The organism is Enterococcus sp. DIV0175, from assembly GCF_050529075.1.
GTDB lineage: Bacteria > Bacillota > Bacilli > Lactobacillales > Enterococcaceae > Enterococcus_B > Enterococcus_B thailandicus.
This window is the reverse complement of record NZ_CP172880.1, coordinates 2,053,735-2,065,777: the sequence shown is the minus strand read 5'-3', so window position 1 is coordinate 2,065,777 and position 12,043 is coordinate 2,053,735. Positions and strand designations below refer to the sequence as shown.

Below are 12,043 nucleotides of genomic sequence, written 5' to 3'. Positions count from 1 at the left end.
GAATAAACAAGATGTCAGACAAGACGCCTTTTGAGCAAGTGGAAGAATTTCATGCAGTATTTGATCCAAGAAAACCAGAGCAGCCCACTGCATTTTCAGAAAAAGAAGCGATTTATCGTGCTGGATTCAAAGCAGAAGAATTAGTCGAGCTGATTGCTGCAACGACTAATGGGCAAAAAGATCAGCTTCATCAGGCTGTCCAACAACTTCATGAAGCAATCGATCAAGCAGAACAAAAGATGCTAACCAAAGAACACTGGGGGCAACAGCCACTCGTTGAACAAGTTGATGCACTAACAGATATCTTGTACTTTACTTACGGATCATTTTCACTTTTAGGCGTTGATCCAACGAACATTTTTGATATTGTGCATCAAGCAAATATGGGAAAACTCTTTCCAGATCAACAACCACATTATCATCCTGTGACCAATAAAGTATTGAAACCTGAAAATTGGGAAAAAGACTACGCGCCTGAGCCACGAATTAAACAAGAAATTGCGAATCAAATTGCTCAAGCACAACAAAAAATCACAGAAAAAGAGTAATTGCTCCTTGATTAAATTCAAGTCTGAATGTAAATTAAATAACCAAAATTTCGTTATGTTTTGCTTAGATAAAAATGAAAGATTTTTTTCTAAGTTAGTGAATGCTCGAAAAGAGTGTGCTATAATCTAAGATAGATGTCTTTTTACACGAAAGATTACTATTGGTTTTTATGCGTGAAAGAATGTTATTTCGTGCGTAAAGAGATGCACATTGAAAACGGAGGAACCTTAAATGGGAAGTAATGTTATCATCGGAATCGTCACTGCAATTATTATTGTAGCCATCGTCGTTTTTCTGGTTGGTTATTTGCTAAAGAAAAAAAATCAAGACCGGTTGAATGCTTTGGAAAAACGCAAGGAAGAATTATTCGACTTGCCTGTGATAGAAGAAGTTGATGATGTAAAGAAGATGCATCTGGTTGGGCAAAGCCAAAATACTTTTCGTGAATGGAGTCAAAAATGGAACGACATATCTACCTCTTCATTTGCTGAGTTAGAAAGCCAAATTTTTGAAGTTGAGAACCTCAATGAAAGTTTTCGATTTTTAAAAGGCAAGAAAGCTGTCCTAGTTGCTGAAGCTACTATGGATAAAATGGAAAAAGAAGTTACTGAGATCCGTGATGGTTTAAAAGAATTGCGCGAAACAGAAGAACGTAACTCTTTAGCTGTCCAACAAGCTTTGGATGTCTATGAAGAATTGAAGAAAAAAGTCAATGAGGACGAAAACGAGTACGGTCCGGCAATCGCTGAGTTACGCAAACAAATTAAGACGATTGAAGATGAATTTACTAAATTTGTAACGTTAAATACCTCAGGTGATCCTGTCGAAGCCCGTGAAGTTTTGGATAATGCTGAAAAGCGTACGTATGAAGTTGAAGCTTGGATGAAAAAAGTACCACCTTTATTCGAAGACTTGAATACAACTTTCCCAGAACAAATCGAAGAGATCAACGACACTTATACAAAGCTTTTGAAGGAAGAATATGTTTTCCCAGAGGAAGATTTTGCGAACGATATTGAGCGTGTGAACAAACGAATTGAAAGTTCACTTGCGAATCTCGAAAAAACAGAAGTTGAAACGGTTGAAATCGAAAATCGTGAAACAGCTGATTTGATCGATTCGTTATACGATGTATTAGAAAGAGAAATGGAAGCCAAAGCATATGTGATGAAAAATCAAGCAACGATTGACGAGTATATCACACATGCAACAAAAAACAATCGTCAATTACTGATTGAATTGGATCATACTTCTCAAAGCTATGCACTAAATCATAACGAGATTGGTCGAGTACGTGGTTTCCAATCTGAAGTGGAAGAAATCGAGCGCCAAAATACACAGATGACACCACAAATTGAGAAACATGAGATTCCTTATTCTGAAGTACGGACTTTTTACAAGAATGTCTTCAAAGTCTTGGAAGATATCGAAACTCAGCAAATTGAAATCGATGACTCATTACATGAATTACGAAAAGGTGAAAAGATTGCGCAAGAAAAAATCGATGTGTTTGAATTTAAATTGCGTAGTCTAAAACGTTTTGTTGAAAAACAACGTTTGCCAGGCTTACCAAAAGACTATCTAGAGTTCTTCTACGTAGCAACTGACCGAATTGAAGAATTAAGTGTTGTTTTGAATAAAATCAGAATCAACATGGAAGAAGTCAATCGCTTAGTTGATCTTTGCGAAGAAGATTTGGAACTACTGGATAAGAAAACGCATGACTTAGTAGATGCTGCTGCATTGACTGAACAAATGTTGCAATATGCAAATCGTTATCGTCATACTCATGCAGAAATCAAAGAAGCAATTGATAAAAGTTTTTATTTATTTAATAAAGAAAATCAATATCAAGAAGCTTTGGATGAAATCGGCACAGCATTAGAACGTGTGGAACCAGGTGCATTTAAGCGAATTGAAGATTTTTACTTCAATAATCCTGACTTAGTTTAGTTAGCCAACGCTTAGTTTGCATAATCAACAATAAATAAAGAAAAGAAAGTGGGAAACTGATCCTACTTTCTTTTTTTGTCTGTTTAATGGAAGAAAGTAAGCTGTGGAAAATTTTTTTGGAGAGGTAGTGTTTTGTCAGTTGTTTGCTATCTTTTCGGAGCTGAACGTTTTGCGCCACAACCTTTTTCACGGTGTTCCCAAAGTAGCTTCTTCGGTAATAAGTCCTCTTTTCTTAAAAATATGGAAAGCTATTTTTAGAAAAGCTTTCTTATTGCTTGAAGCTAAGCACTTTGCGCCACAACCTCTTTCACGGTGTTCCCAAAACAACTCCTCCACATAGCTTTCAGTCATCTCAAAATATGAAAAACTATTTTGAATGCCTGCTCGCTATCTTTTCGGAGCTGAACGTTTTGCGCCACAACCTTATTTACGGTGTTCCCAAAGTAGCTTCTTCGGTAATAAGTCCTCTTTTCTTAAAAATATGGAAAGCTATTTTTAGAAAAGCTTTCTTATTGCTTGAAGCTAAGTACTTTGCGCCACAACCTTATTTACGGTGTTCCCAAAGTAGCTTCTTCGGTAATAAGTCCTCTTTTCTTAAAAATATGGAAAACTATTTTTAGAAAAGCTTCCTTATTACTTGAAGCTAAGCACTTTGCGCCACAACCTTTTGCAAAAAAAGAATTCTTGAAAGCATATAGGACAACCGTTATAATAGAAAAGAATTTCAAAAAAGAGGGGTTTCTTATGATATATTTTGACAATAGCGCGACAACCCCAATTTTTCCGCAAAGTTTAGATGCCTATGTGAAGACAAGTCAGCGGATTATTGGGAATCCATCAAGTTTACATGACTTGGGTAACCAAGCCAATCGTTTATTACAACAGGCAAGAAAGCAGATTGCTGAGCTTATTGGCGCAACTCCAGAAGAAATTTATTTTACCTCTGGTGGAACAGAAGGAGACAATTGGGTTCTAAAAGGCACAATGATCGAGAAACGTGAATATGGCAATCATTTGATTATTTCTGGAATCGAACATCCCGCAGTGAGTGAAACCGCCGAACAACTGAAAGAATTAGGAATGGAAGTTAGTATTGCGCCTGTGGATAAAAATGGTTTCGTGATTGTAGAAGAGCTTAAAAAACTAGTTCGCAAAGAAACCGTGCTGATTTCAATCATGGGTGTCAACAATGAAGTTGGATCCATTCAACCAATTCAAGAAATCAGTGAATTTTTAACAGACTATCCAAAAATTCACTTTCATGTTGATGCCGTACAAGCAATTGGAAAAGTTTCATTTGACCAATGGTTAACCGAACGTGTTGATTTTGCGACATTTTCTGCGCACAAATTTCATGGACCTCGTGGAATTGGTTTTATTTATTGGAAAAAAGGTCGTCGCTTAGCACCTTTACTAACTGGTGGAGGACAAGAAAACAATCAACGAAGCGGGACGGAGAATGTTCCTGCAGTCGTCGCAATGGCAAAAGCATTACGACTTTCTTTAGATACGAAAGCACGAAAACCTGAGCATACACAAAATCTTAAAACGGCATTAATCGGTGCGCTGAAAACGTATGACAAGGTGACGATTTTTTCTGAAGGAGAAAAGTATGCACCACATATTTTATGTTTTTCATTAAAAGGAATTCGTGGTGAAGTACTCGTACATGCGTTGGAAGAAAAACAAATCTTTATTTCAACAACGAGTGCTTGCTCTTCTCGTAAACACATGGCTAGTAGTACATTACATGCGATGCATGTTCCTCATGATTTGGCGACATCTGCTGTCCGAATTAGTTTGGATGAAAGCAATTCAATGGCTGAAGTAGAACAGTTTATGATTATTTTTAAACAACTTTATCAAAAGTTCTCAGCTATTAATTAAATGAAGGAGTGTTCCTGTGAAATATAGTGAAATTATGGTTCGCTACGGTGAACTATCAACAAAAGGGAAAAATCGCAAAACGTTTATTATGCAGTTGGCACAAAATGTGCGTCAAGCGTTAAAAGAGTTCCCAGAAATCAAAATTCATGCAGATCGTGATCGCATGCATCTATTGTTAAATGGTGCAGATGGTCATTTGGTTATACCAAAACTTGCAAAAATTTTTGGTATTCAAAATTTTTCACCAAGTATTCGTGTAGAAAAAGATGTTCAAGTCTTAAAAGATAGTGTTCAAGCAATCATGAAAGAAATTTATACAGGTGAGCAAACATTTAAAATTGTTGCGAAACGTAGCGATCACGATTTTGAATTAACCAGTAATGAATTGAACCAAACACTGGGAAACGCTGTATTCGATATTTTCCCAGAAATCAACGTTCAAATGAAAAAACCAGATATTCCATTACGTGTGGAAATTCGTCGGGATGGCGCCTACCTGTCTTATGAAACAATCAAAGGTGCGGGGGGACTACCTGTCGGAACAAGTGGTAAAGGGATGTTAATGTTATCTGGCGGGATCGACTCACCTGTTGCGGGCTATTTTGCTATGAAACGTGGTGTCGAAATTGAAGCTGTTCATTTTGCTAGCCCACCTTATACAAGTGAGCAAGCCTTACAAAAGGCAAAAGACTTAACTGCTAAGTTAGCACCTTATGTGGGAACAATTCAGTTTATTGAAGTACCATTTACAGAAATTCAAGAAGAAATTAAAAAATCAGTCCCACAAGGATACTGGATGACGATTACTCGTCGAATGATGTTACGATTAACGGATGAAATCCGTCGCATTCGCAATGGGTTGGTTATCTTAAATGGTGAATCATTAGGCCAAGTAGCTTCTCAAACATTGCAAAGTATGGTTGCAATCAATGAAGTAACAAATACACCAATTATTCGTCCTGTGGCAACAATGGACAAACTAGAAATTATCGAAGTTGCTGAAAAAATTGATACATTTGAGTTATCCATTCAGCCATTCGAGGACTGCTGTACTATATTTGCGCCGCCACAACCAAAAACGCGTCCAAACTTGGATAAAGTTCATCAGTATGAAGAGCGTTTAGCGATTGATGAAATGATTGAGCGTGCGCTGGCAGGGTTGAAAATCGTGGGTATTCGTGTGGAAGCTGCTCAGGAGCAAGAAGAGGAATTTGCTGATTTGTTGTAAAAGGTTGTGGCGCAAAATGTTCAGCTCCGAAAAGATAGCGAGCAGGCATTCAAAATAGTTTTTCATATTTTGAGATGACTGAAAGCTATGTGGAGGAGTTGTTTTGGGAACACCGTGAAAGAGGTTGTGGCGCAAAGTGCTTAGCTTCAAGCAATAAGAAAGCTTTTCTAAAAATAGCTTTCCATATTTTTAAGAAAAGAGGACTTATTACCGAAGAAGCTACTTTGGGAACACCGTAAATAAGGTTGTGGCGCAAAACTTCCAGCTCCCAAAAATAATGAATAACTGACAAAAATAGTTTTTATATTTTTGAACAGTTATGAGTAATTTCGAGGGGTTACTTCGAAATCAAATAATAACAAGCAGGTATTTTTTTAAAAATAGCAAAGAACTAGATGATTAATGGATTGACTAACTAGAAAGCAAAGGATGATTTTTATTGTCCTTTGCTTTTTTCATTGGGATGAAAGCTTGTTCCAACGATTCAAACATGATACACTAAATATGTGAAAATATGAACAAGGAGCTTTGAACATGCGAGAGTTGAAAAAATCTGAAACGTTACCAAAAGCAACAGCAAAACGTTTACCGTTATACTTACGTTACTTAAAGATGTTGGATGATTCAGGAATTGTTCGCATCAAATCAAAAGAATTTAGTGAGATTACGCAAGTACCGCCTGCAACGATTCGAAGAGATTTTTCACATCTTGGCGAGTTGGGAAGAAGTGGTTATGGGTATGATGTTCCTTTCCTAATCGAAGTTTTTAATAGTATTTTAAATACCCGTGAAGAAAAAAGAATCGCGTTAGTTGGTTATGGAAATTTAGGAAAAGCTTTACGACATAATAACTTTCGTCGGAATGATAACTTAAATATCGTTTGTGTGTTTGACAATGATCCTGAACTAATTGGCCGAGAAATAGATGGCTTAACGATTTATCCAATCGAACGTTTTGCCGAAGTCTCAAAAGAAATGCAAGTCAGCGTAGCGATTACCACTGTGCCAAGCAAATACTCACAGTCAGCTATTGATGAAATTGTCAAAAGTGAAGTTACAGCTATCTTAAATTTTGCACCTGACCGGGTCGTTGTGCCGGAGCATATCAATATTCAGTACATTGACTTAACAACAGAACTGCAAACCCTGATTTATTTTGACGAAAATTATTCAACTGTTTTCTCTTAACTGTTAGCTAATAATAAAGTCTAGTTGACACATAAAAAAAAGGAATGTAGAATGAATCATGACGTTGAACAAGAGGAGTAACTAGTGATTTATTTTTAGAGAGAGAGCGAATAGCTGAAACGTTCTTAATAATAGCTGGTGAAGGTAGCTTGGAAGTCTTTGTCTTGAATCTCATTATGCTATTCAATGAGGGAGTAGAGATAAACGAGTCGTGATCGTTAACTCACTTGAGAGGTAGTAGCAAAACTTGCTAGTACAAATTAGGTGGTACCGCGTAAATTATACGTCCTAAAATACGAAAGTATTTTAGGACTTTTTTTATTTTAAAGGAGGAAACAGGATGACGGAAGAAAAAAACTTATCAACAAAATACAATCCGCAAGAAGTTGAAGCTGGTCGCTATCAAAACTGGTTAGATCAAGATTTATTCAAACCAAGTGGTGACAAGAAAGCGAAACCTTATTCGATTGTTATTCCACCACCAAATGTAACAGGTAAATTACATTTGGGTCATGCTTGGGATACAACATTACAAGATATGTTGATTCGCCAAAAGAGAATGCAAGGTTTCGATACATTATGGTTACCAGGAATGGACCATGCAGGAATTGCAACGCAAGCAAAAGTAGAAGAAAAGCTTCGTGAGCAAGGAATCTCTCGTTATGATTTAGGGCGTGAAAAATTTATCGATCAAGTTTGGGATTGGAAGGAAGAATATGCTAGCCATATCCGGGAACAATGGGCAACAATGGGATTGTCTTTAGACTATAGTCGTGAACGTTTCACTTTGGATGATGGTTTGTCAGAAGCTGTCCGTAAAGTTTTCGTGACGTTATATGAAAAAGAGTTGATCTATCGTGGTGAGTACATTATCAACTGGGATCCACAAGCTAGAACGGCGTTATCTGATATTGAAGTAATCCACAAAGACATCGAAGGCGCATTTTACCATATGAGCTATGAACTAGCTGATGGCTCTGGTGTCGTTGAGATTGCAACAACGCGTCCGGAAACAATGCTTGGGGATACAGCAGTAGCCGTTCATCCCGATGACGAACGTTACCAAGAGTTGATTGGCAAAACAGTTATCTTACCATTAGTTAACAAAGAAATTCCGGTTGTTGCGGATACGTACGTTGATATGGAATTTGGAACAGGTGTTGTTAAAATTACACCAGCACATGATCCGAATGACTTTGAGGTTGGTAATCGTCATGATTTACCTCGTGTCAATGTAATGAATGAAGATGGTACAATGAACGAGTTAGCTGGAAAATATGCTGGTATGGATCGTTTTGAAGCAAGAAAAGCGGTTGTCAATGACTTAAAAGAAATTGGGCGTTTAATCAAAATCGAGACGATGACGCATAGTGTCGGTCATTCTGAACGTACAGGAGTTGTTGTTGAACCTCGCTTATCAACACAATGGTTTGTTAAAATGCAACCACTTGCTCAAAAAGCAATTGAAAACCAAGAAACAGATAATGCCGTAGAGTTTTTCCCACCACGTTTTGACCAGACGTTCTTACGTTGGATGGACAATGTGCATGACTGGGTTATCTCTCGTCAATTATGGTGGGGACATCAAATTCCTGCTTGGTATCACAAAGAAACTGGCGAAATGTATGTTGGAATGGAAGCACCTGCAGATAGCGAAAACTGGGTACAAGATCCTGATGTTTTAGATACATGGTTCAGCTCTGCTTTATGGCCGTTTTCAACAATGGGCTGGCCCGATACAGAGAGTGAAGACTATCAACGTTATTTCCCAACAAGCACATTGGTGACTGGCTACGATATTATTTTCTTCTGGGTTAGCCGAATGATTTTCCAAAGTTTAGAGTTTACTGGGGAACGACCATTTAATAACGTCTTAATCCATGGATTGATTCGTGCAGAAGATGGTCGCAAGATGAGTAAATCACTGGGCAACGGAATTGATCCAATGGAAGTCATTGAAAAATATGGTGCTGATGCACTTCGTTGGTTCTTATCAAATGGTTCTGCGCCAGGACAAGATATGCGTTTCAGTTATGAAAAAATGGATGCTGCTTGGAACTTTATCAATAAAATTTGGAATGCTTCACGTTTTGTTATCATGAATGTGGAAGGCATGACAAGTAACGACATTGATCTAACTGGTGAAAAATCAGTTGCTGATCGTTGGATTTTGACACGTCTAAATGAAACAGTTGCTAAAGTAACAGATTTATTTGACCACTTTGAATTTGGTGAAGCAGGTCGTCAATTGTACAACTTTATCTGGGATGACTTTTGTGATTGGTATATCGAAATGAGTAAAGAAGTTCTTTACGGGGATGATACTGATTCAAAACAAACAACACGTAGTATCTTAGTCCACACGTTAGATCAAATCTTGCGTCTGTTGCATCCAATCATGCCATTTGTAACGGAAGAAATTTGGCAACATATCCCACATGAAGGTACTTCATTGGTTGTTGCTAACTATCCTGTTGTTCGTCCTGAATTTGATGACGAAACAGCTTCAAAAGGAATGGAAGTTCTAAAAGAGTTGATTCGTGCAGTACGTAATATTCGTTCAGAAGTGAATACACCGTTATCAAAACCAATCACTCTATTGATTAAGACGACGGATCCCAAAATTGATCAATTCTTGGTTGAGAATACCAATTATATTGAACGTTTCTGTAATCCGGAAGAATTAGTTATTTCAAGTGAGATTACTGCACCAGATTTAGCAATGTCTGCTGTCCTAACAGGGGCTGAAATTTTCTTACCATTGGCTGGATTGATCAATATTGAAGAAGAAATCAAACGTCTTGAAAAAGAATTAGCTAAATGGACAGGTGAAGTGAAACGAGTTCAAGGAAAACTTGGTAATGAACGTTTTGTATCCAATGCGCCTGATGATGTTGTTGAGGCAGAACGTGCAAAAGAAAAAGATTATTTAGAAAAACAAGCCGCTGTTAAAGATCGTATTGAAAGTTTGCGTACGATTGGCTAAACAGTGAAAAAAGAACTACTTTCAACAAAATAATGCTTACAACTAAAGAAATTTAAGCATAAAGGGGAGGCCAGAATTTTTTGGTCTTCTCTTTTTTTGAAATGAAGACTAAGAAATTTTTTGTCTTTTTCTCAGAAGAAGACAAAATAAAAAAGTAGAAAGCTGATTTTGAATGATTTTTCGGTTTTCTTTAAGCGGAACACTTCTTTCAGCCGTTCTTTTTGCTATAATGAAAGAGAAATGGGGGCATTGTTGATGACAATTGAAGAAGCAATTGCTTGGATCCATAGCCGATTACCTTTTGGCTCACGTCCAGGTTTAGATCGCGTGAATGCATTACTGGAAGTCGTTGATCACCCAGAAAAAAAAGTCAAAACGATTCATATTGCTGGGACCAATGGCAAGGGTTCAACTGTGACATATCTACGTTGTTTGTTAGAAGAAGCAGGGTTAACAGTAGGAACCTTTACCTCTCCTTACATTGAAACATTTAATGAACGAATTTCAATCAATGGGAAAGGAATTCCTGATGAAGAATTGATTCAATTAGTGGAAAAGTATCAGCCGCTGGTTGAACATCTTGATAAATTTGAAGTAGTTGCTGGAATTACGGAGTTTGAAACTTTAACTGCAATGGCATTTGATTATTTTTTAGAAAAACAGGTCGATATCGCAATTATTGAAGTTGGCTTAGGTGGCTTGTTGGACTCAACGAATGTTGCCCAGCCAATGCTGACAGCCATCACAACGATTGGGCTGGATCATACGGAGGTTCTTGGAAAAACACTAGAAGAAATTGCAGCACAAAAAGCGGGAATCATTAAGCAAGGTATACCTGTTGTGACAGGGAAAATTGAACCAAATGCATTAGCCGTGATTAATGAGACAGCTAAAAATAAAAATGCGAAACATTATTTATTTGGTGAAGAGTATCGAGTCATCTATCAACATCCAGCAAAAAATTGGGGTGAAGTTTTTGACTTTTATAATGAATCCGGAAAAATGGTCGGTCTAAGTACAAGTATGTTGGGCCAACATCAGGTAGAAAATGCAGGCGTTGCTATTGAATTGTATGCACTTTATTGCCAAATGGAAAAATTGCCGTTTCGCGAAAAAGAAGTCAAAAATGGCTTGAAACAAGCACACTGGCCTGGCAGAATGGAACGTTTAAGTGAAGAACCATTAGTTATTTTAGATGGTGCACATAACCCCCATGCGATGAAGCGATTGGTTCAAAATATGAAAAAAGAATTTTCTGGTTATCGAATCAATATCTTGTTTTCGGCATTGACTACCAAAAATGTAAATAGTATGTTGCAACAATTACAAGATATTCCTAACGCCCATATTTATCTCACTACATTTGAGTATCCAAAAGCAATTGAACTGGATCAAGTAGCAGATTTAGCCAATCAAAAAGTGTCAATCGTTTCACTTTGGCAATTTGGATTAGCGGAAATTTTAGAAAAAATGACAGACGAAGATGTATTACTGGTAACAGGTTCTCTTTACTTTATTTCAGAAGTTCGTAAACTATTAGTTGAATTAGGAGGAAATGATGAAGGTTAACGCAGTGATTTTTGACATGGATGGCTTATTGTTTGATACAGAAATGGTTTATTATGAAGCAACTCAGATGGTAGCCGATCAAATGGGTTTTCCGTACGATAAAGAATTTTATTTGCGCTTTCTCGGTGTTTCTGATGAAGAAGTCTGGGCAAATTATCATGAGATTTTTGCTGAGTATGGCCGAGAAACCGTTCAGAGATTTATTGACGAGTCTTTCCAGGAAACGCTTACTCGTTTTGCTTCCGGAAATGTTCAACTAAAGCCTGGTGTGATGGAACTACTAGATTTCTTGGAGGAACAAGATATTCCTAAAGTGGTGGCTTCTAGCAATCAACGAAAAGTGATCGAACTCTTATTAGAAAAAAATAATTTATTGACTCGTTTTGATATGATCGTTTCTGCTGAAAATGTAAAACGTGCCAAACCAGATCCAGAAATCTTTTTATTAGCGCAACAAAAGTTAGGAACAACTAAAGAAAATACCTTGATTTTAGAAGATTCACAAAATGGGATTTTAGCAGCAGAAGCAGCAGAAATACCTGTTATTATGGTACCAGATTTATTGGAGCCATCTGCTGAACTTGCAGATAAAACAGTTGCTGTGGTCTCTTCATTACATGAAATTCCAACATTTATTTGATAAAAAACACCTCTTTTTTCGTAAGTTATAGTGAACGGAATAG

At 37.2% G+C, this 12,043-nt stretch carries 8 protein-coding genes and 1 other annotated feature; all 8 genes read left to right on the top strand.

All coding sequences use genetic code 11. From position 1 onward, the window contains the following. Nucleotides 1-11: 11 nt before the first annotated feature. The 8 genes from IGJ76_RS09660 (at nt 12) to IGJ76_RS09625 (ending at nt 12,000) form a co-directional block, all read left to right on the top strand. A complete protein-coding gene (locus tag IGJ76_RS09660) occupies nt 12-548 on the top strand; it encodes an HAD family hydrolase (protein WP_067480217.1) in 537 nt (178 codons plus the stop codon). A gap of 232 nt (nt 549-780) precedes the next feature. Further along, a complete protein-coding gene (locus IGJ76_RS09655; protein WP_075491913.1) occupies nt 781-2,502 on the top strand; it encodes a septation ring formation regulator EzrA in 1,722 nt (573 codons plus the stop codon). Between the two features lie 744 nt (nt 2,503-3,246). After that, a complete protein-coding gene (locus tag IGJ76_RS09650) occupies nt 3,247-4,389 on the top strand; it encodes a cysteine desulfurase family protein (protein ID WP_067480227.1) in 1,143 nt (380 codons plus the stop codon). A gap of 16 nt (nt 4,390-4,405) precedes the next feature. Then, on the top strand, nt 4,406-5,617 hold the full coding sequence (thiI, locus tag IGJ76_RS09645) for a tRNA uracil 4-sulfurtransferase ThiI (RefSeq protein WP_071869414.1): 1,212 nt from the start codon (nt 4,406-4,408) through the stop codon (nt 5,615-5,617). A gap of 534 nt (nt 5,618-6,151) precedes the next feature. After that, complete coding sequence (locus IGJ76_RS09640; protein ID WP_067480232.1) at nt 6,152-6,805, top strand: redox-sensing transcriptional repressor Rex; 654 nt, start codon at nt 6,152-6,154, stop codon at nt 6,803-6,805. Between the two features lie 55 nt (nt 6,806-6,860). After that, nucleotides 6,861-7,099 (top strand) — a binding site (T-box leader). Between the two features lie 46 nt (nt 7,100-7,145). Beyond that, nucleotides 7,146-9,791 carry a valine--tRNA ligase gene (locus IGJ76_RS09635; protein WP_075491917.1) on the top strand — a complete coding sequence of 882 codons (2,646 nt, stop codon included), beginning with the start codon at nt 7,146-7,148 and terminating at the stop codon, nt 9,789-9,791. A gap of 255 nt (nt 9,792-10,046) precedes the next feature. Continuing rightward, nucleotides 10,047-11,360: a bifunctional folylpolyglutamate synthase/dihydrofolate synthase gene (locus IGJ76_RS09630; RefSeq protein WP_067480238.1), complete on the top strand. Its 1,314-nt coding sequence runs from the start codon at nt 10,047-10,049 to the stop codon at nt 11,358-11,360. After that, nucleotides 11,350-12,000, top strand: a complete 651-nt coding sequence (locus tag IGJ76_RS09625; protein ID WP_067480242.1) for an HAD family hydrolase — start codon at nt 11,350-11,352, stop codon at nt 11,998-12,000. Before IGJ76_RS09630 ends, IGJ76_RS09625 begins: the two co-directional genes overlap by 11 nt. Nucleotides 12,001-12,043: the final 43 nt, after the last annotated feature.

Coding starts and splice junctions, on each gene's coding strand:
- IGJ76_RS09660 (WP_067480217.1), top strand. CDS start 12: ATGTCAGACAAGACGCCTTTTGAGCAAGTGGAAGAATTTCATGCAGTA.
- IGJ76_RS09655 (WP_075491913.1), top strand. CDS start 781: ATGGGAAGTAATGTTATCATCGGAATCGTCACTGCAATTATTATTGTA.
- IGJ76_RS09650 (WP_067480227.1), top strand. CDS start 3,247: ATGATATATTTTGACAATAGCGCGACAACCCCAATTTTTCCGCAAAGT.
- IGJ76_RS09640 (WP_067480232.1), top strand. CDS start 6,152: ATGCGAGAGTTGAAAAAATCTGAAACGTTACCAAAAGCAACAGCAAAA.
- IGJ76_RS09635 (WP_075491917.1), top strand. CDS start 7,146: ATGACGGAAGAAAAAAACTTATCAACAAAATACAATCCGCAAGAAGTT.
- IGJ76_RS09630 (WP_067480238.1), top strand. CDS start 10,047: ATGACAATTGAAGAAGCAATTGCTTGGATCCATAGCCGATTACCTTTT.
- IGJ76_RS09625 (WP_067480242.1), top strand. CDS start 11,350: ATGAAGGTTAACGCAGTGATTTTTGACATGGATGGCTTATTGTTTGAT.